This window comes from Metabacillus arenae (assembly GCF_014773385.1).
GTDB lineage: Bacteria > Bacillota > Bacilli > Bacillales > Bacillaceae > Metabacillus_D > Metabacillus_D arenae.
On the sequence record NZ_JACXAI010000018.1, the window covers coordinates 92,022 to 116,718 of the forward strand.

General features: G+C 39.6%; 24 protein-coding genes. 23 read left to right on the plus strand and 1 reads right to left on the minus strand.

Going from position 1 to position 24,697, the window contains the following annotated elements:
- Positions 1 to 522: an acyltransferase gene (locus tag IC621_RS14540; protein WP_191159046.1), complete on the plus strand. Its 522-nt coding sequence runs from the start codon at positions 1 to 3 to the stop codon at positions 520 to 522.
- A 19-nt stretch (positions 523 to 541) separates the two neighbouring features.
- On the opposite strand, the gene IC621_RS14545 is transcribed toward IC621_RS14540, so the two are convergent.
- Positions 542 to 1,480, minus strand: coding sequence for a DMT family transporter (locus IC621_RS14545; RefSeq protein WP_224752544.1), 939 nt, complete (start codon positions 1,478 to 1,480; stop codon positions 542 to 544).
- A gap of 322 nt (positions 1,481 to 1,802) precedes the next feature.
- Here IC621_RS14545 and IC621_RS14550 point away from each other — a divergent pair, with 322 nt between their 5' ends.
- From IC621_RS14550 to IC621_RS14655, 22 genes are all read left to right on the plus strand, one after another.
- Complete coding sequence (locus tag IC621_RS14550) at positions 1,803 to 2,828, plus strand: LacI family DNA-binding transcriptional regulator (protein WP_224752550.1); 1,026 nt, start codon at positions 1,803 to 1,805, stop codon at positions 2,826 to 2,828.
- Positions 2,829 to 2,960: 132 nt separating this feature from the next.
- Positions 2,961 to 4,199, plus strand: a complete 1,239-nt coding sequence (locus tag IC621_RS14555; protein ID WP_191159048.1) for an ABC transporter substrate-binding protein — start codon at positions 2,961 to 2,963, stop codon at positions 4,197 to 4,199.
- 92 nt (positions 4,200 to 4,291) lie between these two features.
- On the plus strand, positions 4,292 to 5,155 hold the full coding sequence (locus IC621_RS14560; RefSeq protein ID WP_191159049.1) for a carbohydrate ABC transporter permease: 864 nt from the start codon (positions 4,292 to 4,294) through the stop codon (positions 5,153 to 5,155).
- Positions 5,156 to 5,157: 2 nt separating this feature from the next.
- Complete coding sequence (locus tag IC621_RS14565) at positions 5,158 to 5,976, plus strand: carbohydrate ABC transporter permease (RefSeq protein WP_191159084.1); 819 nt, start codon at positions 5,158 to 5,160, stop codon at positions 5,974 to 5,976.
- Positions 5,977 to 6,880: 904 nt separating this feature from the next.
- Positions 6,881 to 8,056: an ATP phosphoribosyltransferase regulatory subunit gene (locus IC621_RS14570; RefSeq protein WP_191159050.1), complete on the plus strand. Its 1,176-nt coding sequence runs from the start codon at positions 6,881 to 6,883 to the stop codon at positions 8,054 to 8,056.
- A complete protein-coding gene (hisG, locus tag IC621_RS14575) occupies positions 8,049 to 8,693 on the plus strand; it encodes an ATP phosphoribosyltransferase (protein WP_191159051.1) in 645 nt (214 codons plus the stop codon). The genes IC621_RS14570 and hisG overlap by 8 nt, the downstream gene beginning before the upstream one ends.
- Positions 8,694 to 9,971, plus strand: a complete 1,278-nt coding sequence (gene hisD, locus IC621_RS14580) for a histidinol dehydrogenase (RefSeq protein ID WP_191159052.1) — start codon at positions 8,694 to 8,696, stop codon at positions 9,969 to 9,971.
- 2 nt (positions 9,972 to 9,973) lie between these two features.
- A complete protein-coding gene (hisB, locus tag IC621_RS14585; protein WP_191159053.1) occupies positions 9,974 to 10,561 on the plus strand; it encodes an imidazoleglycerol-phosphate dehydratase HisB in 588 nt (195 codons plus the stop codon).
- A gap of 2 nt (positions 10,562 to 10,563) precedes the next feature.
- The gene (gene hisH / locus IC621_RS14590; protein WP_191159054.1) at positions 10,564 to 11,190 is read left to right on the plus strand and encodes an imidazole glycerol phosphate synthase subunit HisH; all 627 of its coding nucleotides are present in this window, start codon (positions 10,564 to 10,566) and stop codon (positions 11,188 to 11,190) included.
- A complete protein-coding gene (gene hisA / locus IC621_RS14595; protein ID WP_191159055.1) occupies positions 11,187 to 11,927 on the plus strand; it encodes a 1-(5-phosphoribosyl)-5-[(5-phosphoribosylamino)methylideneamino]imidazole-4-carboxamide isomerase in 741 nt (246 codons plus the stop codon). Before hisH ends, hisA begins: the two co-directional genes overlap by 4 nt.
- Entirely contained in the window at positions 11,924 to 12,682 is a 759-nt protein-coding gene (gene hisF, locus IC621_RS14600; protein WP_191159056.1) for an imidazole glycerol phosphate synthase subunit HisF, read from the plus strand. The genes hisA and hisF overlap by 4 nt, the downstream gene beginning before the upstream one ends.
- Entirely contained in the window at positions 12,679 to 13,305 is a 627-nt protein-coding gene (hisIE, locus tag IC621_RS14605) for a bifunctional phosphoribosyl-AMP cyclohydrolase/phosphoribosyl-ATP diphosphatase HisIE (protein WP_191159057.1), read from the plus strand. The genes hisF and hisIE overlap by 4 nt, the downstream gene beginning before the upstream one ends.
- 550 nt (positions 13,306 to 13,855) lie before the next feature.
- Positions 13,856 to 15,292 carry a tetratricopeptide repeat protein gene (locus IC621_RS14610; protein WP_191159058.1) on the plus strand — a complete coding sequence of 479 codons (1,437 nt, stop codon included), beginning with the start codon at positions 13,856 to 13,858 and terminating at the stop codon, positions 15,290 to 15,292.
- Positions 15,293 to 15,379: 87 nt separating this feature from the next.
- Positions 15,380 to 15,880 (plus strand): GNAT family N-acetyltransferase, encoded by a 501-nt coding sequence (locus IC621_RS14615; protein ID WP_191159059.1) that lies wholly within the window; start codon positions 15,380 to 15,382, stop codon positions 15,878 to 15,880.
- 186 nt (positions 15,881 to 16,066) lie between these two features.
- The gene (gene trxB / locus IC621_RS14620; protein ID WP_318153046.1) at positions 16,067 to 17,029 is read left to right on the plus strand and encodes a thioredoxin-disulfide reductase; all 963 of its coding nucleotides are present in this window, start codon (positions 16,067 to 16,069) and stop codon (positions 17,027 to 17,029) included.
- A 383-nt stretch (positions 17,030 to 17,412) separates the two neighbouring features.
- Positions 17,413 to 18,654 (plus strand): ATP-binding protein, encoded by a 1,242-nt coding sequence (locus IC621_RS14625; RefSeq protein ID WP_191159061.1) that lies wholly within the window; start codon positions 17,413 to 17,415, stop codon positions 18,652 to 18,654.
- A 93-nt stretch (positions 18,655 to 18,747) separates the two neighbouring features.
- Positions 18,748 to 19,206, plus strand: a complete 459-nt coding sequence (locus IC621_RS14630; protein WP_191159062.1) for an 8-oxo-dGTP diphosphatase — start codon at positions 18,748 to 18,750, stop codon at positions 19,204 to 19,206.
- A 124-nt stretch (positions 19,207 to 19,330) separates the two neighbouring features.
- Complete coding sequence (gene rapZ / locus IC621_RS14635; protein WP_191159063.1) at positions 19,331 to 20,218, plus strand: RNase adapter RapZ; 888 nt, start codon at positions 19,331 to 19,333, stop codon at positions 20,216 to 20,218.
- Positions 20,219 to 20,223: 5 nt separating this feature from the next.
- Entirely contained in the window at positions 20,224 to 21,189 is a 966-nt protein-coding gene (locus tag IC621_RS14640; protein WP_191159064.1) for a gluconeogenesis factor YvcK family protein, read from the plus strand.
- A 19-nt stretch (positions 21,190 to 21,208) separates the two neighbouring features.
- Positions 21,209 to 22,159, plus strand: coding sequence for a DNA-binding protein WhiA (gene whiA, locus IC621_RS14645; protein WP_191159065.1), 951 nt, complete (start codon positions 21,209 to 21,211; stop codon positions 22,157 to 22,159).
- Between the two features lie 32 nt (positions 22,160 to 22,191).
- Complete coding sequence (locus tag IC621_RS14650) at positions 22,192 to 22,449, plus strand: HPr family phosphocarrier protein (RefSeq protein ID WP_191159066.1); 258 nt, start codon at positions 22,192 to 22,194, stop codon at positions 22,447 to 22,449.
- Positions 22,450 to 22,816: 367 nt separating this feature from the next.
- Entirely contained in the window at positions 22,817 to 24,199 is a 1,383-nt protein-coding gene (locus IC621_RS14655; protein ID WP_191159067.1) for a PTS transporter subunit EIIC, read from the plus strand.
- Positions 24,200 to 24,697: the final 498 nt, after the last annotated feature.

Here is a 24,697-nt window from a genome sequence, read left to right on the forward strand (position 1 = left end):
GTGAGAAAAACAACTCGCTATCCCGTTAATAGTGCTAATTCCCTTTGGCATATATACAAAACGGTCCCGTTTTGGAAAGTTGCTAAAAATTTCATTGTTATCCAAATGGCAAGGTACACACCATTACTTGGTATGAAAAATTGGCTGTACCGGACTTTTCTGGGAGTGAAAGTTGGAGACAAGACTTCCTTTGCCCTAATGGTTATGCTGGACATTATGTTTCCAGAGAAAATTAAAGTCGGGCGGAATTCTGTTATCGGGTATAACACGACGATTTTAGCGCATGAATATTTAATACAGGAATACCGGCTCGGAGATGTTGTCATTGGTGATGAAGTACTAATCGGCGCAAACACAACGATCCTTCCTGGTGTAGAAATTGGAGACGGAGCAATTGTTTCAGCAGGAACACTTGTCCATAAAAGCGTGCCCGCAGGAACCTTCGTCGGCGGTAACCCGATGAAGGTGATTTATACAAAAGAAGAAATGGCCACACGAGAAACCGCTGATCCATTGGATTAGCGGTTTTTTGAAAGAGTACTTAATTTAGCATCTGTCGAACGAGAAGTCTTTTTTTCTCTTTCCTAAAAAATAGCGGAATAATGACACCGGCCAGTATAAGAGCGGACCCAATGATAATATTGAGCGTCAGCTTTTCATTTAAAAGAAGCGAGCCAAAAAATAATCCGAATACCGGAACTAGTAAAGTAGGTAATGTAGCCGTCACCGTGTCAATAACCCGAAGAAGTAGAAACCAAATGGCAAAACAAAGAGCAGATGCTAAAACACCTGTGAATAAAATGTAATAAATACTGAGCGGGGTTATATGTATAGGCTGACCCCATTCCATGAAAAAAGCAGCAATTATGATCCCGACTGTTCCGAAAAACATTTGGTAGGCGGTAACTTGCAACCCATTCGCATTTTTAAGCTTAAGACGATAGTAAACATTTGAGCCACCCCAGGAAAGTGCGGCAAGTACGATTAACAGTTCACCAAAGATTTTTCCTGGATTTTGGTCGATCAAAACATCCCATCCTAAAATCGCAAAAAGTCCAATAATACCTAATGACAGGCCTAATACTTTCCTGTTTGAAATCTTTTCTTTAAGGATATTAGCAGCAAGCAGGCTGCTCCAAATCGGCATTGAATATAAAAGAACAGATGATTTGCCAGCGTCTACAAAGCGAAGGCCATACATGACAAGTAAAAAGACAATTGTCGTTTGTAAAAGTCCTACAATGATCAAGTGTTTCAATTGCTTTTTCGGCGGCACTCCACCTCCCATCACAAAAAGGATGATGAGCAATGTTAAGCTGCCGACTCCAAATCGAAGCGCAGAAAAAGTAAACGGCCCCATAAATTGAAGGGAGGCTTTCATGAGAACCCATGCATATCCCCATATCACCGTAATCAATAAAATCAAAAACCATATGATCCATTTGTTGTTTAAAAGCATAAAGTCGCGTTCTTTTAGCATCTTCCACACCTCGAAAGCCTTTGATAGAAATTTAGTTCCATCAGTATGTATATAAATACAATACATGATTAACTCTAAAAATATCCACCAAAATATCTTCTAAGGACTTCTTTGCAGGGGAGCAGGATCATTTTCTCTTTTCGATTTCCTTACAATCAAAAAAATTCTGAAAACAGTTGAAAGGGCTTTCGCCTTATGATAATCTAATTACGTAAACGTTTTCTCTTTTGCTTTACTAAAAATTTCAAGTAATATAGTGGTCTTTGACAAAAAAATCGGCCTTTCGCCGATCTCATCAATTTCCACCTCTGATATCTAACTTCTGAAAGAAGGTAGGCGGAAAATGACCTATACTATCAAAGATGTAGCCAAGAAAGCTAATGTTTCGATCGCTACGGTTTCACGGATTGTAAATAATCAAACAGGCTATTCAGAAAAAACGAAGAAAAAGGTTCTCCAAGCAATTGAAGAATTAGGCTATCATCCAAATGCGATCGCGAGAGGTTTAATTAATAAACGTACCCATACAATCGGAGTATTGTTTCCGGAATTATCAAGTATGCTAGTAACGGACATCTTGAATGGGGTTGAAAATGCCGCTCATGAAGCAGGCTCAAGTGTCATTGTTTGCCATACTAAATCAAAAACGATGAATTATTTAAGGCTCTTAAATGAGAAACGGATAGATGGAATTATTTTTACGAGTGAAATATTAACAAATGAATATTACGAATATATTAAGAAAATGAATGTCCCTCTCGTCCTATTGGCAACTGAATCATATGCACATCCTGTGCCTTATGTAAAAGTGAGTGATACTCATGCTGCATACTCTGCAACCCAATACTTAATTAAGCATGGGCATAACCAAATTGGAATGATTAGTGGAAATAAAAACGATAAAGTTGCAGGCTATCTGCGAATAACTGGATTTAAAAATGCATTAAATGATTACAACATCCCTTTTACAGAAGATCAAATCGCTTATTGTAAGGGGTTCCGTTATCAGGATGGCATTGATGGTTTGGAGATGTTGATAAAAAAATCACCAAATTTAACAGCAGTCTTTGCTGCGAGTGATGAGATGGCAATCGGCGCCATATTTAAAGCGTACAAGTTAGGAATCAAAGTTCCTGAAGAGCTGTCCATCATTGGTTATGACAATTTAAAAATGGCTGCAATGTCCATTCCCCCACTTACCTCTGTCGCACAGCCATTATATGAAATGGGAGAAATGGCAGTCAAAATGATTTTTAACATGCTGGAAAATAACCAGGCAGTAGAAAGCAGAATTATGCCCCATCAGATTGTTGACCGAGAAAGTGTGATCAAAAGAGAGACCAACTAGTCATCTCTCGGTTCATTACGTAAACGTTTACTAAATAAGTTCTACAAACTGAGTATTAATAAGGATTCATTTAATCCGAAAAGTAAACGTTTACGATAAAGGTAACTAAATTAAAAATTTAGGAGGTAAATTATGTTTAAAAAAACAGCTGCTAGTATTTTGACTTTGCTAATTGTTGCTTCCATCATAGCGGGGTGTTCATCTCCAGGCGATGATAATGAAGGTAAAGTAACATTAACCCTTTTTTCTAATAAATCCGAGAGTATTGAAACTTATAAAGGGTTAATCAAGGAATTTGAGGAGGAAAATCCAAACATTAATATTCAACTTGATGCCCCTCCTCAAGCAGAAACTGTTTTGAAAACACGGTTGGTTAAAAATGATATTCCTGATTTAATGTCAATTTCCGGCAATGCTACTTACGGGGAATTGGCAAAAGTGGATATGTTAGCTGATTTTTCAGAAACGGAGCTGCCGAAAAAAATTCAACCCTCTTATCTTGATATGATCGCTCGTTTGGTTGGACCTGAGAAAGATGGCATTTATGGGCTTCCCTATGCAACCAACGCGAACACTGTGATCTACAATAAGAAAAAGTTTGAAGAGCTCGGTTTAACAGTACCTAAAACATGGGATGAATTCATAGCCATACTAGACAAGTCAAAACAAGCTGGAGAAATCCCTATCTTTTTCACCTTAAAAGATGCATGGACAGGAATGATTGCTTGGAATGCACTGGGAGCTATTGAGGCTGGAGAGGATTTTGCTGAGAAGAAAAATAATGGAGAGACAACATTTGTCGAGTCTTATGATGAAGCGGCAGATAAAATGCTTACTTTGATCAATTATGGTCACAAGGATAACTTTGGAATTCCCTACCTTGATGGAAACAACGCTTTTGCAAATGGTGAAGGAGTTATGTATATCCAAGGTAACTGGGCAATTCCTGAAGTATTAAAATCAAACCCGGAAATGGAGCTCGGTGTTTTCCCGATGCCTGTTTCCAATAATCCTGAAGAAAACAAATTAGTATCAGGAGTGGATGCTTTACTAACGATGAGCAAGGATTCAGAACATAAAGAAGAAGCCATGAAATTTATTGAATTTATGATGAAGAAGGAAGCCGCACAGCGTTATATTGAGGAACAAAAGGCTTTCTCAGCAATAGAGGGGGTTCTTCAGGAAGATCCTATTTTCGATGGAATCAAGAAATATTTTGAAGAGGATCAGATTACTAGTTTCCCTGATCATTACTACCCTGCTGGGATGGGTGCTGAAAATCTAGTCCAAGCGTTTCTTATTCAGAAAGACAAAAAACCGTTCTTGAAGAAAATGGATCGTGAGTGGGATAAAATTCAAGATCGTTATTAGAAGAGGTTCATTTGGAAACATGAAGCCATTTCGTATGAAAAATGACGAATGATGAGTCCGCCATTAATTTGGTAACAAGGAGTTGGAAAAAGATGAATAAGAAAAATCGAATGTATATGATGGTTGCCATTCCTGCATTGGTCCTCTTCTTTGTTTTTCACACCTATCCTGCTTTGCAAGGGGTTTTTTATAGCTTCACGGATTGGAAGGGATACGGGACTTGGAATTTTGTTGGTTTAAAAAATTATTTAAATGTTTTTCAAGATGAACGTGCTTTAGATGCTTATATTTTCACATTTAAATTTGCAATTATTTCTACAATTATTGTGAATGTAATCAGCATGGCCATTGCAATAGGCTTAAACTCAAAAATAAAATTTCATAAGACGCTTCGTGCTGTATATTTTTTACCATACATTCTAAGCATTTTAATTGTTGGCTTTATTTTTAACTTTATATTTACACATTTCCTTCCTGACGTAGGTAGCGGATGGGGGATTGAAGTATTATCAAGGAATATTCTTGGTGATCCTGACCTTGCCTGGATCGGCATTGTTATTGTAGCAGTTTGGCAAGCGGTTGCCTTTAACACAATTTTATATTTAGCCGGCCTTGTTACAATCTCCGAGGATTTATATGAAGCAGCAAGCATTGATGGCGCAGGAATGTGGACAAAGTTCTGGAAAATCACCTTCCCGTTGATCGCTCCATTTTTCACTATCAACATGGTGCTAGCTATGAAAGGCTTTCTCATGGTATTTGACCAAATTGTAGCCTTAACAGGAGGAGGGCCTGGTACTTCTACTGAGTCTATTTCATTGCTTATTTACCGCGGAGGCTTTGAAGGCGGACAGTTCGCCTATCAATCTGCAAATGCCGTCATCTATTTTATCGTTATCATTGTCATTTCAGTCATGCAGCTCAGGTTTCTAGAGAAGAGAGAGGTGGAGAGCTAATGATGAACAAACAAACAAACTGGCCTGTTACAATTCTATTAATGATAGGTTCCTTGGCAATCCTAGTGCCCTTGTATTTAACTATTACGATTGCCTTTAAAACTCCTCAAGAAATGGCTGGTAACCTGTTAGCCCTGCCGCAGTCATGGTCTCTGGACAACTTTGCAAAAGCGATTGAGATGACTAACTTCTTTAATGCATTTAAAAATAGTGCATTTGTTACTTTTTTTGTTGTCATCTTTACTGTTCTTACCAACTCACTAGTCTCTTATGTCATTGCTCGGAACATGCATAAGAAATTTTATAAATTCATGTTTTACTATTTTGTCAGCGCTATGTTCATCCCGTTTCCTATTATTATGCTGCCAATTGTAAAGCAAACGAGCTTATGGGGTATGGATAATCTTGTTGGATTAATCTTTCTTTACATCGTGTTCAATCTATCGTTTAATATTTTTATTTACGTAGGTTATATTCGTTCGATACCAAAAGAGCTTGAAGAGGCGGCAATCATGGATGGTGCAAGTACCTGGGGCGTATTTTGGCGAGTAATTTTTCCATTACTAGCTCCAATGAATGCTACAGTTGCAATTATTACCTGTTTAGGTGCCTGGAATGACTTCTTGCTCCCGCTTGTATTATTGAGTGATCAAGATGCGGCCACATTGCCATTAGTTCAATATATATTCCAGACACAATTTAGCACAAATTATAACCTTGCCTTTGCCTCCTATTTAATGGCTTTAGCACCAATGATTATAGTTTATATCTTTGCGCAAAAGTGGATTATCAGCGGGGTTATGAAGGGTTCAATTAAATAAGAATGCAGCAGTGAGAGACTGGGTTTTAGTTGAATACAGTTAATACAGACACAGACCGCTTATCCAACCGATAGGCGGTCTTTTTAATCAATTAAGAAGTTTAAGTTAGTTAAAGTATTAACGTGATAAAGAACGTTATCTTTGTCCAGCTCCGAGCGCCATCGGCTCGAGGTCACAAGTTAATCCGTCAAGAAGGTTAAAGAACAACCTTCATGCCTGCTTGCCTGGTGCTTGTCGCAGATAGGCGGGCGCTCTGCGCTTTTCGTTTTAAGACCTGATTGTTTGAAAACCTGACAGAGTATGTTGAGAACTCGATACCAAACTCTGTGACTTGGATTACAAATATTGAATCTGGCTCAAATCACCCAGCATGAGGGCTACGCGCAAAAAAGTTGTATCTGGCTCATATAAGGGGTAATTGGTTCATACAGCTGTTCGCGCAAGAAAGTTGCACCTGGCTCGTATAAAGAGGATTTGGATAATCCACCTCCACCTTCATCGAAACTTCGTTATTTTCACGGCAAGATTGTACTATTAAAAGCGTGCATTAAACATAACCTTTTTCTGATTTCTTTACCGCGTGATTAACTTCCTCAAAAAGGAAAACACTTAAATAGAGTAGAAATTTATGTAATCAAAAATTTACAAAGTTTTACTTGAAGTTAGATCTTTATTTTGGTAGTATGGTAACATATTAGCGAACTAAAGGATTCAGAACTATTAAATAATCTCTAATAAGAGGTTTTAGCTAGTAACTTTAAATAAAGACAGGTCGGTGAAATCGCCGATCGCTTCTAGACTCTCATCTAACCTCTGAACTTAAGAGACGAATGCAGCAACATTTAGAGAAATAACCAACTCAGGTAATAGTAAAAATCACAATATAGTGCGGAGGTGCCCTAACGTGTTTATGTTTGAAAAGCCTCTCGGAATGAGAGACACACTGCCTTCTTTATATGAACGAAAAAAGCAAGTGCGTGAAAAGATGACTGGTGTGATTGGAAAATGGGGATATCAATTTTTAGAAACCCCTACATTAGAATTTTATGAAACAGTTGGTGTTCAATCAGCTATTTTGGATCAACAGCTTTTTAAGCTGCTGGATCAACAAGGACATACCCTGGTGCTGCGGCCGGACATGACTGCACCGATTGCACGGGTAGCTGCATCAAGATTATATAATGAACAGTATCCTGTTCGTTTAGCCTACGAAGCAAATGTCTTCCGGGCTCAACAAAGAGAAGGAGGACGTCCTGCAGAATTTGAGCAAGTCGGGATTGAATTAATTGGAGATGCTACTACAAGTGCAGATGCCGAGGTCATTGGACTATTAATTTCTACCTTAAAGGATACAGGATTAAAGAATTTTAAAATTGCGATCGGCCATATTGGGTTTGCCAATGCTTTATTTGGAGAAGTGCTTGGGAATGAGGATCGTGCTGAAGTACTCCGAAGATATCTTTATGAGAAAAACTATGTGGGCTACCGTGAACATGTGAAATCCTTGCCCTTATCTTCTATCGATAGGCAGCGGCTTTTAAAACTGCTTCAGCTTCGAGGCGGAGTTGAAAAATTAGCGGATGCAAAAGAGCTGGTAACGACACAGGCTGGGCTTGAAGCGCTTGGAGAGCTTACAAGCTTATGGGGCATTCTTGATGATTTCGGCCTTTCTGATTATGTGAAGCTTGATTTAAATCTGGTAAGCCATATGAGCTACTATACTGGTGTTCTTTTTGAAGTGTATGCTGATAATATTGGCTTTTTATTAGGAAATGGCGGCAGGTATGACAGGCTGTTTGCACAGTTTGAAAAGGGTGCGCCAGCAACTGGCTTTGGGATTCATTTGGACCGCTTAATGGAAGCATTAGATGACAAAGCAGAGTTAAAGATGATTCATTGTGTCCTATTTAGTCAGGAGCGCCGTTCGGAGGCTATGGAATTCGCTTCAAACCTTCGTTTGAAAGATAATAATGTTGTGATGCAGGATATAAGCGGAGTCCAAAACATTGATGCTTTTACGAAAAAATTCGCGGATGTTAATTATTTTATTGGATCCAGAAAGGAGGAGAGGGATGAGTAGTTTAACGATTGCGATGCCAAAAGGAAGAATCTTTGAAGAAGCGGCTGATCTCCTTCGTCAAGCTGGTTATCGGCTTCCTCCTGAATTTGATGATTCAAGAAAGCTTATATTAGATGTGCCTGAAGAGAATATCCGCTTTATTTTGGCAAAGCCCATGGATGTGACTACATATGTTGAGCATGGGGTGGCGGATATTGGCATTGCTGGAAAAGACGTCATGCTTGAGGAAGAAAGAGATGTTTATGAAGTGCTGGATCTGAAAATCAGCGCTTGCTACTTGGCCGTTGCAGGCCTTCCTGGTGCAAAGATCACAGATGTTGCTCCAAAAGTAGCGACAAAGTATCCTTCTGTTGCTTCCAGCTATTTCAGAGAGCAAGGCGAGCAGGTAGAGATTATCAAATTAAACGGATCAATCGAGCTTGCGCCTCTAATCGGTCTCGCGGACAGGATAGTTGATATCGTTTCTACAGGAAGAACGCTAAAGGAAAATGGACTTGTGGAATTAGAGAGAATTTGCAATATTACTTCAAGATTAATTGTGAATCCAGTCAGCTACCGTATGAAAGACCTCCAAATCGACGAGCTTGTCGAACGCCTCTCTCTAGTTGTAGATGGAAATGAAGAGGTGAACTTGTAAATGAACATTACCAGGCTAATAGATCAAAAATTATCTTTAAGACGATCGCTTGATTCGGGAACCTCCAAGCAGAGGGCTGATGTTTATAACATTGTAGAAGACGTTCGGGAAAGAGGAGATCAGGCTCTTTTTCATTATACTGAAAAATTTGATCGAGTCGCTTTAAGAGAATTGGTAGTCCAGAAGCAAGAAATCGACGAAGCGTATCAACAATTAGATGAAAGCCTGGTAGCTGTAATTAAACAGGCGGCGAATAACATTCGCGAATACCACGCAAAGCAGAAAAAGGAATCTTGGTTTTACCATCGCGAGGATGGAACAATGCTTGGCCAGAAAATAACACCTCTTGATGCAGTAGGGGTCTATGTCCCCGGGGGAACCGCTGCATATCCTTCATCCGTCTTAATGAATGTTATTCCTGCTCAAGTGGCCGGTGTAGAGCGGATCGTCCTGGTAAGTCCTCCGAATCAAGATGGTAAATTGCCATCAGGAGTACTCATAGCTGCTAATGAGCTTGGTGTGAAGGAGATTTACAAAGTGGGAGGAGCACAAGCGATCTCTGCTCTAGCTTATGGGACTGAATCGATAAAGGCTGTTGATAAAATCGTAGGTCCCGGTAATATCTATGTAGCTCTAGCTAAGCGCCAGGTATTTGGAACGGTCGATATAGATATGATTGCTGGACCTAGTGAAATTGTGGTTTTAGCAGACGAAACAGCCATGCCAAATGAAATAGCAGCCGATTTGCTGTCTCAGGCTGAACATGACAAGCTTGCTTCAAGTGTACTGGTTACGCCTTCTATTCAGCTTGCTGAAGCTGTAAAGGCTGAGGTTGAGAAACAGCTTGAAACATTGCCGAGAAAAGAGATTGCAAAGGCATCGGTTGAACAGTTCGGACAAATTTATGTGGCAGAAGGATTAGAGGAAGCCATAAATGCTGTGAATGAGCTGGCACCGGAGCATTTGGAGGTTATGACTAGTTCACCATATGAGGTGTTGCCATTAGTTAAACATGCAGGTGCCATCTTCTTAGGTAGATACAGCTCAGAGCCAGTAGGGGATTATTTTGCGGGACCTAATCATGTGCTGCCAACTAATGGGACGGCCAGGTTTTCAAGTCCGCTCAATTTAGACGACTTTGTAAAAAAATCCAGCATTATTGCATACAGTAAAGAGGCATTTACAGAAAATGCTGCAAAAATAGCAAGCTTTGCCCGTTTAGAAGGCTTAGAAGCTCATGCTCGAGCGATCGAAGAGAGACTAAAGGAGGACTCATAGTTATGACAAGAGAGGCGGAAGTTAACCGAGTAACCAATGAAACAAATATTTCCCTTCAACTGGGAATTGATGGAGAAGGGAATTCTCATTTAGAAACTGGGGTTCCATTTATGACCCATATGCTTGACTTATTTGCGAAACACGGAAAGTTTGATTTGCAGATTCAGGCACAAGGTGATGTGGAAATTGATGATCATCATACGACAGAAGACATGGGAATCTGTCTTGGTCAAGCGTTTATCCGTGCACTTGGCGATAAACACGGTATAAAAAGATACGGCCAAGCCTTTGTACCAATGGATGAGGCTCTGGCTCAAGTGGTCGTGGATTTAAGCAACCGTCCTCATTTAGAGTTCCGCGCTGAGCTGCCTAGTAAACGGGTTGGTACGTTCGATACAGAATTGGTCCACGAGTTTTTATGGAAATTTGCTCTAGAAGCACGGATGAATTTGCATGTCATTGTCCACTACGGACATAATACTCACCATATTATTGAAGCGATTTTTAAAGCAATGGCAAGAGCATTAGATGAAGCGACAACAATTGATCCAAGAGTGAAGGGAGTTCCTTCAACGAAAGGAATGTTATAAAAATGATCGGCATAATTGATTATGGTATGGGCAATTTATATAGCGTCAGTAAGGCATTGGAACGGCTGGAAATCGACTATTTTCTTTCTGGGGATGTTACATTACTGGAAAAAGCAGACGGGTACATATTACCTGGAGTCGGTTCTTTTAAAGATGCGATGAATAGTTTAAATGAAACCAATCTCACTTCATTTATAAAAGAACAAGCAGCGTCAGGAAAGCCATTATTGGGAATTTGTCTTGGAATGCAATTGCTGTATGAAGAGAGCGAAGAAAACGGATTGACAAAAGGTCTTGGATTATTAAAGGGAAAGGTGACACTCCTTCCAAGAGGGGATGAGAGCCTGAAAGTCCCTCACATGGGTTGGAACTCTCTAAACTATAATCAGCAGCATTTCCTTTTTGAAGGGAAAACAGAGGATTATGCCTACTTTGTTCATTCTTATTATGTTAATGGTGAAGATCGAAGCGAGCTGTTAGCAAGCTCAACTTATGGGGTGGAGGTTCCTGCTGTGGTTGGACGGGAAAATGTCTTCGGAACACAATTTCATCCGGAAAAGAGCAGTGAAACAGGGATTAATATTTTACGTAACTTTGCAGCAATCGTAGAAGGGAATGTAAACCGATGACAAAATCTTTTACCATTTATCCAGCCATTGATATGAGAAACGGGAAATGTGTGCGTCTCATTCAAGGAGATTATGATAAAGAAACAATTTACGGAGATTCTCCTTTTGAAATGGCCAAGCTGTTTGCAGACGCGGGAGCCGAGTGGATTCACATGGTTGACCTTGATGGAGCGAAAGCCGGAAAAAGAGTAAACGATCAATTTGTTCTTGAAGTGGCAAAAAAAGTAGATGCTAAAGTCCAAATTGGCGGAGGTATAAGGTCAGAAGAGGATGTGGATTTCTATTTAAACAATGGCGTTGACCGTGTCATTTTAGGAAGCTCTGCCATTTCGAATCCATCCTTTGTCAAAAAAATGCTTTCAATCTATAAAGAGAAAATCGCGATCGGGATCGATGCTAAAGATGGATATGTTTCGACAGAAGGATGGTTAAATACTTCTGAAGTGAAGGCGACTGAACTAGGTCAGGAGCTTGCAGCTGCAGGCGCAGAAGTTTTCATTTTTACTGATATTGCGACAGATGGAATGCTTTCAGGACCAAATGTAGAAGCTGTTGTGCAAATGGCAGAAGCAACTGGAAAGGAAGTGATCGCTTCCGGTGGCGTCAGTTCTTTAGAAGATCTTAAAGCTCTTGCTGCTTATCAACAGCAAGGAGTACAAGGGGCGATTGTTGGAAAAGCTCTTTATACAAAACAGTTTGAACTTTCTGAGGCGATTAAAGAGGTGGCAAAGCAATGATTACAAAACGGATTATTCCATGCCTCGATGTGAAAGAAGGCAGAGTGGTTAAAGGTATTCAATTTGTTGAACTGAGAGATGCAGGAGATCCTGTGAAGCTTGCAGCCTTTTATGACAAAGAAGGAGCAGATGAGCTTGTGTTTTTGGATATATCTGCTTCACATGAAGGCCGAAAAACGATGGTAGAAGTTGTAGAGAAAGTAGCAGCAGCTTTGGCAATCCCTTTTACCGTAGGCGGAGGAATTAATTCTTTAGAAGATATGAAAAGGATTTTAAGAGCGGGTGCTGACAAGGTTTCTCTGAACACTGCAGCCGTCATGAACCCAGAGCTTATTACAGAGGGGGCGTCATTCTTTGGTACACAATGCATCGTCGTTGCAATTGATGCCAAATATGATGAAACGCTTCATGGTTGGCGTGTTTATACACATGGCGGCAGAAAACCGACAGAATGGGAAGTAACAGATTGGGCGAAAGAAGCCGTCTTTCGAGGGGCAGGGGAAATATTATTAACGAGCATGGATGGCGACGGAAGCAAAGCAGGGTTTGACAACAGGTTAACTCGCACAGTGAGCGAAGCCGTTTCCGTCCCTGTCATTGCCTCCGGCGGAGCGGGCAATGCTGGGCATTTTTATGATGCATTTCAAGATGGCAAGGCAGATGCGGCCCTTGCAGCTTCTATTTTCCATTATAAAGAAACCTCTGTAAAAGAAGTGAAACATTATTTAAAAGAGCAGGGAGTGAACATGAGATGATTGAAACAGTGAAATTTGACGAAAAAGGATTAATCCCTGCCATCGTTCAAGATGCACAGAGTAAAGAAGTGCTGACTCTTGCTTACATGAATGAAGAATCATTGCAAAAGACAATAGAAACAAAAGAAACATGGTTTTACAGCCGTTCCCGAAAAGAGCTTTGGCACAAGGGAGCTACTTCTGGAAACACCCAAAAAGTAGTAAATATCCGCTTTGATTGTGACAAGGATGCCCTTTTAGTTCTTGTTGAACCAGCTGGACCTGCATGCCATACAGGCTCTTATAGTTGTTTTGCAGAAAGCGGCTTTGAGCAGGAAATGAAAACTGCTATAAAGCAAGACCGATTTGAGATGATTCCTAAGCTTGAAGCGATCATTGCAGAACGTGAAGCAGAACGCCCAGAAGGCTCTTATGTTACTTATTTATTTGAAAAAGGTGTCGACAAGATCCTTAAAAAGGTAGGCGAAGAAGCATCAGAAGTAATCATCGCTGCAAAAAACCGCGACCCAGAAGAATTAAAGTGGGAAGCAGCAGACCTATTGTTCCATCTTCTCGTCCTATTAAGAGAACAAAGACTTCCGCTTGATGAAGTCATAAGTGTGCTTGAAGAACGTCATAAATAGGGTTATAAAAAGGGTACCAGGTACCCGCGGTTCCAAGAACTGCGAGTACCTGGTACCCCTTTTTAGTAGGTTCAGAAGGTTTAAGTTAGTTAAAGTATTAACGTGTTAAAGAGAATGGTTGTTGTCTAGCTGGAGCGCCTAGCCCGCCTGAGGTCTCAGGGCCAAGCTTCACAGAAAGGGAAAAACACCTTTCTGTGAAGCTCGCCCGAGTGCTTGTCGCCGAAGAACTCGCGCCTTGCTCTTTGCTTAAAAGATAAGAAAGTATAAGGTTTTGTACCAAGTTTTCGTGTCTAGCTCCAGCGCCTAGCCCGCCTGAGGTCATAAGCCACAAATGAAATGAAGGTAAAGAACACCTTCATTTCATTTGCGTCTTATGCTTGCCCTAGGCTGACCAAGGCGCTTGCGCTTTTCTCATGAAAAGGCATAGTAGAAAAGATGTGTTTTTTGCGATTTTTTTTAATTTTCAATTGGATTTTGCTCATGAGTATATTGAGGACAGCTGGTATTATGTTATACTTTTACGGTGTGAAATTAGAAATGGAGGATTTCCGTGGGAAAACAATTATCAGAAAGACAGCAAAAAGCACAGGTTGTCCACCTTTTTCAAGACGGCCAATATTTTTACAAGAGAGGCTTGAAAGCCTATAGACAACAGAATTTAACTAGAGCAAGCAAACTGCTTCAGCGTGCTGTTACTCTTGAACCAGATAATCCAATGATGCTTTCTGGGCTTGCTGTCATTTATACGGAAATGGGTCAATATCAACAATCCAATGAACTTTTAACATATATACTAGAACAAGTGGAAGCAGAAATGACAGATTGTCATTATTTTATAGCCAATAATTATGCACATTTAGGTCTGTTTCATGAAGCATATAAATATGCAACGAAATATGCGGAGGTTGAACCTAATGGCGAGTTCGCTGAGGACAATGCAGATTTGCTTGAACTTCTATCAATAGAAGGTGAAGAAAACGAGGATGGCTGTTACGACCAGGATGACTTAATTGTCAAACAGGATGAAGCAAAATCCTTATTGGAAAAAGGGAAGTTAGATGAGGCGATTGAACAGCTTCAAAAAATTATAAAAGAATACCCGGAATTTTGGTCTGCTTATAACAATCTCTCCCTTGCCTATTTTTATTTAGGGGATGTGGAAAAAGCGAAGGATTACTTAGAAATTGTTCTGGATAGGAGTCCGGGCAACCTTCATGCACTTTGTAACCTGATTGTTTTTTATTATTATGAAAAACAGGACGACAAGGTGGACGAATTAACAAAAAATCTTTCAGCTGTTCATCCTATTCTTTTTGAGCATCGTTACAAGCTCGGAGCAACGTTTGCATTAGTCGGGCGTTATCCTCAAGCTTATAAATGGCTTAAATCGTTGTACCGATTAGGTTTTGAGGGGGACGACACGTTTTATTACTGGCTTTCCCATTCCGCATATTATATAGGGCACGAAGACTTTGCAAAAATGCTTTGGAATAAAGTTGTTGAATTAAACCCATCAAAACAAGGGACTGAACCATGGCAAGAACTTGAGCAGGATTTCTTTGATCAGTTAACAATAGAAGAGCGGCTTGCCTCCATCTTTTTTGCTTCTCAAATGAAAAAGCTTGAGAAAATTTCTGAATTTAAACCAAAAGATATGTTTGAAAAAGAATTTATTTCTTATGCGCTTGGCTTTCAATCTGGACGTACAGAAGGTGCATGTGCTTATTCTGCAGCTGAAACCCTATATAAGCATGGTCTACAATCTATTCAAAAAGAGGAATTGTATTTGTTTTTCTTCCAAGTTATCGAAAAAGGGAAAGAAGCAGGGTTCCCATTAAAAAATTACCGGGCATGGGCTGCCGCCGTTCATTATATTTGGGAAAAAAACCAACGTAATTCGGTCACAAAAGCAAGCATCGCTGATATGTACACAATTTCATCTTCAACTTTATCGAAATACGAAAAGATTATTCGAGATTTAATGTAAATGGCGAAATCCACATTGAGGTTTCGCCATTTTTCTCTGTAATAGCGAAAGGAGCCTTGTAAAATATATTTGAAGGGGAGATAGTTCGTGGCTGTTAGAAGAGTGAGGATGGAAGATACAGAAGCTTTATTACAGACAATGAAAAAAGTTGAAAAGCAATCTGATTATATGCTATTGGAAGCGAATGAAAGAAAGACGACAAATAGGCAATTAAAACAGCGCATTAAGTCGATAAAGGAGCAAGAGAACTCTGAAATTTTCGTAGCTGACATTCATAATAAGATTGTTGGCTATTTGTTTGCAATCGGAGGCCAATTAAAGAAAAACAGACATTGTGTTTACATAGCAATTGGCATCTTGTCTGAGTTTTCCAGGCAAGGTATTGGAACTAATCTGTTTATGCAGATGGAAAAATGGGCGAAGGAGCAAAATGTGCATCGGCTCGAGCTGACGGTAGTAAACGAAAATCAAGCCGGTATAGCACTTTATCAAAAGATGGGATTTGAAGTAGAAGGAATAAAGCATCATTCTTTGAAAATCAATGGAGTATTTGCGGATGAATATTATATGGCAAAGCTTTTAAGCTGAGGCGGAGAAATTAACTAGACAAGATTCGTCCTGATGCCAGGTGAAATAGGACATAAGAAAAACCGATAATTATCCAGGTTATGAGCAAATTAATAGCATATCAGTCCTATATTTAATAGGATAGAGTAAGGAATTATATTATTAGAAATACTTAAAGATAGAAAGTGGAAAGATTGCCTTAAAGGAGTGTTTGAACCAATGAGTGAAGAAAAAATTTATGATGTGATTATAATAGGAGCCGGACCTGCAGGAATGACAGCAGCAGTTTATACTTCCCGTGCAAATCTTTCAACATTGATGATTGAGCGCGGCGTACCAGGCGGTCAAATGGCCAATACAGAAGATGTTGAGAACTATCCGGGATTTGATCATATTTTAGGACCAGAGCTATCGACGAAAATGTTTGACCATGCAAAGAAGTTTGGTGCTGAGTATGCTTACGGTGATATAAAAGAAGTGATCGATGGAGAAGAATATAAAACAATAAAAGCAGGCGGAAAAGAATATAAAGGCCGTTCTGTAATTATTTCTACTGGCGCTGAATACAAGAAGTTGAATGTTCCTGGTGAAAAAGAGCTTGGCGGCCGCGGCGTATCATATTGTGCGGTTTGTGACGGTGCATTCTTTAAGGGCAAAGAATTAGTTGTAGTTGGCGGAGGAGACTCTGCCGTTGAAGAAGGTGTTTATCTAACCCGCTTTGCTTCAAAGGTAACGATTGTCCATCGCCGTGATGAGCTTCGTGCTCAAAAAATCCTTCAACAACGTGCCTTTGATAATGATAAAATAGATTTTATCTGGAATCATACTGTGAAGGAAATCCATGAAAAAGACGGAAAAGTTGGTTCTGTAACCCTTGTTGACACTTTAACAGAAGAGGAAACTGAATTTAACACAGACGGAACATTTATTTATATTGGTATGGTGCCGTTATCCAAACCATTTGAGGGATTAAATATAACAAATGTAAATGGATACATCGAAACAAATGAAAACATGGAAACGAAGGTACCAGGGATTTTTGCAGCGGGAGATATCCGCGAGAAATCATTGCGTCAAATTGTGACGGCAACAGGCGACGGAAGTATTGCCGCACAAGCCGCACAGCATTATGTAGAAGAACTGCAGGAAAAGTTAAAGGCGGTTAAATAATCCCCGAAATTTGTCGGATTTTCGTTTACACAAACGTAATTGTGTTTTAACTTCACTGTAACATGGGTGAAACAATTATGAGGTACTATATGAATAGTAATTGACCCCCTTTTATAAATAGAATTACTTTGAGTACGGGCGCCCTTTCCCGTGCTCCTTTTTTTTGCTCAAAAATGTTTTTTCTCTGCTGTCAGAGTTGACCCGTCAGTTCGGGAATTGGTTCCTTAATTAGTCTCCATTCGTTAATTCGATTCTATTTGATTAGTTCCTATAATGAGTCCGGAAAGAAGGAGTTTCTACCTTGGAATCGAAATAATTACTATGGTTTTCTAGGACAAAGGTAATAAGGGAACTCAAAATTGAGCAATAAAGAGGGATTTCCAATGAAAAAAACGGGTCAAATTGTATTAGTCATGATTTCAATTGTTTTTACGTCCATCCAAATATTGGTTTTTGATTCTCCTTTTCAAAAAGAATGGATTGACTTTATCATTGCAACTACAATCGCATGGATTGTTGGCTGGCAATACGATAAAGTTCAGTTTTATGGGAAGGAAAGAAAAGAGAGTGAAGAAAGCTATAAACAATTAATCGAGTCGTTGCCCGAGGCGGTCGTCATCCATCATCAGCATCAAATTTTATATGTTAACAAGGCTGCAGTAGAAATGATGTGCGCTCAAGATAAAAATGATCTGATCAATTGTTCAGTTTATGAGTTTATCATTCCAGAATATAAAGAGCGCGCAGCAGAACGAATAAAGCAAGCCCAAAAAACAAAAAAGCCACTTATGAGCATTGAACATAAAATTAGACGGCTCGACGGAAAAATAATCTTTTTTGAAGTGTCTTCAATGAGGATTATGTATTCTGGTAAGGAAGCGACCTTAACCATTGGAAGAGATATAACAGACAGAAGAGAACAGACAGATCGTCTCCTGCAAAAGTCGGATAAACTGGCTCTTGTAGGACAAATGGCGGCGGGAATTGCACATGAAATTAGAAATCCATTAACATCAATAAAAGGCTTTATTCAGTTATTTCGTGCGAATATTAAAAAGGAAGAGTACTTTACTATTGTTTTAACAGAATTGGACAGGATTAATCTAATTGTGGAAGAATTTCTTGTGCTTGCAAAACCATCAGCTTCTGTTTTTAAGGAAAAAGATGTAAGAAGCTTGATTCATGATGTCGTTACACTCATAAACACCCAATCGATCATGACGAATGTTCAAATAATTGTTGATATTGAACGAGACGTTCCCATGATATCATGTGAAGAGAATCAGCTTAAACAAGTTTTTATCAATATTTTAAAAAATGCAATTGAAGCGATGCCAAATGGTGGTGTCATCGAGCTAAAGGTAAAGGCAGAAACGGGAAAAATCTCTATTTTTTTCATAGACCAAGGGTCAGGTATTCCGAAAGAGCGGATACCTAGTCTTGGAGAACCTTTCTACACCACTAAAGAAAAGGGAACAGGACTAGGATTAATGACTTGCTTCAAAATCGTTGAAAGTCACAATGGAGAGCTGAAAATATCAAGTGAATTAAACGTAGGAACCACAATTGAGATTGTATTGCCTACGATTAATCAGCCTTACTTAAACAACAAAGTTCATGCTTAGTATCCAATAGCACCTTCTATTTGTGACCCTTGTCCCTTAATAGTATAATAAAGTGAATACATATTGGACGTTACCAGAACGGGGTGAACATAAGTGCAAAGAGTCACAAACTGTTTATTAATAAAAGATGACCAAGCGTTATTACTCCAAAAGCCTAGGCGAGGCTGGTGGGTAGCTCCTGGCGGGAAGATGGAACAAGGCGAAACGATAAAGGAGTCTGTCATTCGGGAATATCGAGAGGAAACAGGCATATATTTGAAAAATCCAGAAATCAAAGGGGTTTTTACAATCCTGATTAGGGATGAGGATAAAATTATATCGGAATGGATGATGTTTACGTTTTTTGCGTCTGAATTCACTGGTGAAAACGTGAATGAATCAGAGGAAGGGAAACTTAAATGGCACAATAAAGAAGACATTCAGAGCCTCCCTATGGCACCAGGTGATTATCATATTTTAGATTATATGCTAAAAGGGTCTGGGCTCATTTACGGAACATTTGTCTATACTCCCGAATTCGAGTTGCTCTCTTATCGACTTGATCCACAGTAAAGTCTCTGTCTGTGGATAAACACTTTATCACATATTTTGAAAATCTAATAAAACATAAAGGAAGTTTCCTTCTTTTGTGTAATAATTTAATTAGAAGGAATCCACCTGAAAAGGGAGGTTAACAATGAGTACAGAATCCATTCAAGATACACAAATGGTGATTATTACAGGGATGTCTGGTGCAGGTAAAACGGTAGCCATTCAAAGTTTTGAAGATTTGGGCTACTTTTGTGTGGATAACTTGCCGCCTACACTTCTTCCTAAATTTTTGGAGCTCATGAAGGAATCAGGGTCAAAAATGAACAAGGTAGCACTAGTTATGGACCTGCGCGGCCGAGAGTTTTTCGACAGTCTTTTTCAAGCATTGGATGATATTTCTGAGAAGGCTTGGATCACACCGAGAATCTTATTTTTAGATGCTAAGGATTCTACACTCGTTACACGCTATAAAGAAACACGTCGGTCTCATCCCCTTGCTACAACAGGTTTGCCCCTCGAAGGGATCAAAATGGAACGCGAGTTGCTTGAGGAGTTAAAAGGCAGGGCGCAGTTAATTTATGATACGTCAGAACTAAAACCACGAGAATTGCGTGACAAAATTTTAAAGCACTTTGCCACAAATGAAGAGCACACTTTCAGTGTAAATGTAGTCTCCTTTGGTTTTAAATACGGCTTACCAATTGATGCTGACCTTGTCTATGATGTGCGTTTCTTACCAAATCCTCATTATATTGATTATATGCGTCCGCAAACAGGGTTAGATGAAGAGGTTTCATCGTATGTTCTCAAATGGAATGAAACACAGAAATTTTTAGAGAAAGTAACAGATTTACTGGCTTTCATGCTTCCTTATTATAAACGGGAAGGAAAGAGTCAGCTTGTTATTGCGATCGGATGTACAGGAGGTCAGCATCGTTCCGTTACACTTGCTGAATACATTGCCAAGCATTTTACAAAAGACTATAATACACATGTTTCCCACCGGGATATTGAAAGGCGGAGCAGGAAATAGCTGTGGTGAGCAGTTCTCAACCTAAAGTAGTCATTATTGGCGGCGGAACAGGACTTTCGGTATTATTAAGAGGTTTAAAGCATTATCCTCTTGATATTACTGCAATTGTTACCGTTGCTGATGATGGGGGAAGCTCCGGCAGGCTTCGGAACGAATTGAAAATCCCTCCTCCTGGAGATATTCGCAATGTATTAGCAGCTCTTTCGGATGTAGAACCATTAGTAGAAGAATTATTCCAACACCGTTTTAACAAAGGAAATAGTTTAACAGGTCATTCGTTAGGTAATCTAATATTAGCTGCGATGACAAATATTACTGGTGATTTTGTCCATGCTATTACTGAGATGAGTAAAGTATTAAATGTAAGAGGCAAAGTATTGCCTGCTGCTAATAGAAGTGTTGTTTTGCATGCCGAAATGGAAGACGGGACGGTTGTTTCAGGTGAATCGAAAATTCCTTATTCAGGAAAACGGATTAAGCGGGTTTTTCTTTCTCCAAAAAAAATTGAGCCTCTTCCTGAAGCAATCGAAGTCATCCAGCAGGCTGACTTAATAATAATTGGACCTGGAAGCCTTTATACGAGCATTCTGCCGAATTTGTTAGTCCCTAAAATAGGGGAAGAGGTTTGCAGGTCAAGGGCAAAGAAAGTATATATTTGTAATGTCATGACTCAGGCTGGAGAAACGTTGAATTACTCAGCCAGTGATCATGTCAAGGCTTTAAATAATCACATGAATTGTTTATTTATTGACACGATTCTTGTGAATCATGAAGAAATTCCAGATTATATAAAATCGTTGTACGCTGAAGAGCTTGCAAAACCGGTTCACTATGATGTCGAGGAACTAGATGCCCTTGGCCTTGAAGTAATCTCTGATGAGATCATTTCATATGAGAACGATGTCATCCGCCATGATACGGCGAAAGTGGCTAAGCTTCTCTATCAACTTCTGAACCAGAAGAAAGAGTAGATATAAAGGGGGTGCAGAAATGTCTTTTGCTTCGGAGACAAAAAAAGAGCTCACCACGATTGAATTAAAACCTTGTTGTTTAAAAGCGGAATTGTCTGCACTCATCCGCATGAATGGCTCCTTATCTTTTTCTAATCGTAAACTTGTCTTGGATATTCAAACTGAAAACGCTGCTATTGCCCGCAGAATTTATACGCTGTTAAAAAAGCAATATGATGTATCAGTAGAGCTTTTAGTTAGAAAAAAAATGCGTCTAAAGAAAAATAACGTGTATATCGTTCGTCTAGTTGAAAAATCAAAAGAAATCCTAGAAGACTTAAAAATTCTTGGTGAGAACTTTACGTTTGTTAGAGAGATTTCGAAGGACTTAATCAAAAAGAAATGCTGCCGCCGATCCTATATGAGAGGGGCCTTTCTGGCAGGCGGGTCTGTCAACAACCCAGAAACATCTTCCTACCATTTAGAAATCTTCTCTCTTTATAAAGAGCATAATGATTCTCTAAGTGAGCTGCTGAACACTTTCCAGTTAAACAGCAAGACGCTTGAAAGGAAAAAGGGGTTTATCACGTATTTAAAAGAAGCAGAAAAAATAGCTGAATTCCTAAATATTATTGGTGCACATCAATCCTTGCTCAGATTTGAAGACGTGCGAATTGTCCGGGATATGAGAAACTCTGTGAACCGTTTAGTAAACTGTGAAACGGCTAATTTAAATAAAACGATTGGTGCCGCCCTTCGCCAAGTCGAAAACATTCGGTACATAGACGGCAAAATTGGATTAGACGTGCTGCCGGATAAGTTAAAAGAAATCGCAAGACTCCGCGTTGAGTATCAGGATATAACCTTAAAAGAATTAGGAGAAATGGTCTCCACCGGCACAATCAGTAAATCAGGAATTAATCATCGTCTGCGTAAGCTGGACGAAATCGCTGAAAAACTAAGATCAGGACAACAAGTATCATTAAAATAATTTCATACACTTACAAGAAAAGAGGAGAAAAGATGGTCGAACAAAAAGTTGAAGTACTGTTAAAAACTGGTTTGCAAGCACGCCCTGCCGCTTTGTTTGTACAAGAAGCCAACCGGTTTTCATCTGACATTTTTTTAGAAAAGGATGGAAAAAAGGTAAACGCAAAAAGCATCATGGGCTTAATGAGCATAGCTGTTGGATCAGGCAGTGAAATTACACTCATAACCGACGGTCCTGACGAAAATGAAGCCTTAAAAGCGCTAGTGGCATATGTTCAGCAGGAAGCATAAAAATACAAAGCACCAAGCATTTAGTCCTGAAATGCTTGGTGCTTTTCATACTCCAGGCGCCATCGGCCATTAGGTCATAAGCCAATCTGTCAAGAATGTTAAAGAACAATCTTCATGCCGGCTCGCCTTGTGCTTGTCGCCGAAGGCCTTGCGCTCTGGGCTTTTTGGTTCTAGGCCTTGCGTTTTCGTTGTTTTTAATCTCCCCCATTTCAAGGACTCATCCCAGCCAAGTCGTCAGCAGCTTTTTCCAAAAAAACAAGCATAATTATAGATAGCGAGGAATATGTTGTATAGACAACTATACTGTCAAATGGTATAGTTTTTGGAAGCGTTTTCATAAAATGATGACCATAGGGAGGGAGACGAAATGAGCAATGAACAGAGATTGGCTCATGAAATTCTCGAAAAGCTTGGGGGAAAAGAAAATATTTACGGCTTAGCCCATTGTATGACCAGATTAAGAATAACACCAATTAACTCCGCTAATGTTAATCTGGCAGAATTGAAGCAAATTGATGGGGTCATGGGGGTAGTAGAGGAAGAAACACTTCAAATCATCTTAGGACCCGGAATAGTGACAAAAGTAGCGAATGAAATGGAAAATCTGACAGGAGTTTTGGCAAAGTCATTGGATGTGCAGGAAGAAGATGAGTTGAATCCTTTAGAACAGTTAGCACAGCGAACAAAGTCTGACCTGAAACAGAAGAATGCTACACCATTTAAATTATTTTTAAGAAAAATTGCTAGTATTTTTATCCCGCTGATCCCAGCAATCGTTGCTTCAGGGTTAATTGCGGGAATTACTAATATCATCATCCGATCAGGAGCTAACCCTGAAGCGACCTTTGTTCAGATTTTGGATCTAATTGGCTGGGGATTATTCGGCTACTTAGCTGTATTTGTAGGGATTAACACGGCAAAAGAATTTGGCGGATCCCCTGCACTTGGCGGGGCTGCTGGTATTATTCTAATTAACCCTGGACTTGCTAATATTGAATTGTTCGGAGAAGCATTAGTTCCCGGCCGCGGCGGTTTAGTCGGAGTTATGCTTGCAGGTGTGTTTATTGCCTGGTTAGAGAAACGCATTCGAAAAGTTGTTCCTTCCTCTGTTGATATTATTATTACTCCTACTTTATCTTTATTAATCACTGGATTTGCGACTCTCTTAATCTTGCAGCCAGTAGGCGGATTTATTTCAGATCTGATCACAAAAGGGCTGCTTGGAGTCCTCGATATAGGCGGGGTTTTAGCAGGCTTGGTGCTTGCCGGAACCTTCCTGCCGTTAGTTGTTACAGGTTTACACCAAGGGTTGACACCTGTTCATATGGAGTTAATTAATTCAATCGGCGATGATCCGCTGCTCCCAATCCTTGCTATGGGTGGTGCCGGTCAGGTTGGTGCAGCTTTCGCCATTTACTTAAAAACTAAAAATCAAAAGCTGCGAAAGGTTATTAAAGGCGGATTGCCAGTTGGAATTTTGGGAATCGGGGAGCCGTTGATCTTCGGGGTAACTCTCCCGCTAGGAAGACCGTTCCTTACTGCATGTCTTGGAGCTGCTGTAGGCGGTGCCTTTCAAGCGTTCTTTAAAATTGCTACGATTGCAATTGGTGTCTCTGGTATTCCGCTTGTATTCTTAGTCCATACCCATCAAATTGTGCTTTATTTATTAGGACTGCTCATTGCATACATTTTTGGTTTTATCTTTACGTATTCTTTTGGGTTTAAAGAGGACATGGCAAAAGATATATAAGGTATTTTGTAAGTTAGACTTTTTTCTAAGAGGTTGATTTGCTATAGAGGCAATCGGATTATGAGCGATTGCCTCTATTCTCCATATTAGTGCATTTACCTTGGAAGGTACTTTAAGTTATTTTGTTCTTTAGCAGAAAAGCAGCCTAAGGGAGGGTATCAAGGATGCCTCCTCCAGCTATAAGGAAAGGATTACGGCAAGTGACAAAGATCAATCTACCTCCTGATGAAGAGTAAATGATTGCATAGGTGCAGCTCAAAAATTCCTATTAAAAAGGAGTTCATATTAATAAATATACATAAGCAATATTGAGCAAAGAAATGAAAAGCTGAAGCTTCGGACTGTTGGTATTGTCGTTGCTGCAACTGGAGTCCCAAAGGAAGAAGCAAAAAAAAGCACTTGAAGAGAAAATCATCATACAAAAGCGGCGATATTAAACTACAATCAGGCTCGAAAGGCGAACAGGTTAAGAATTTGCTTCAAAAATATAATGGTCAT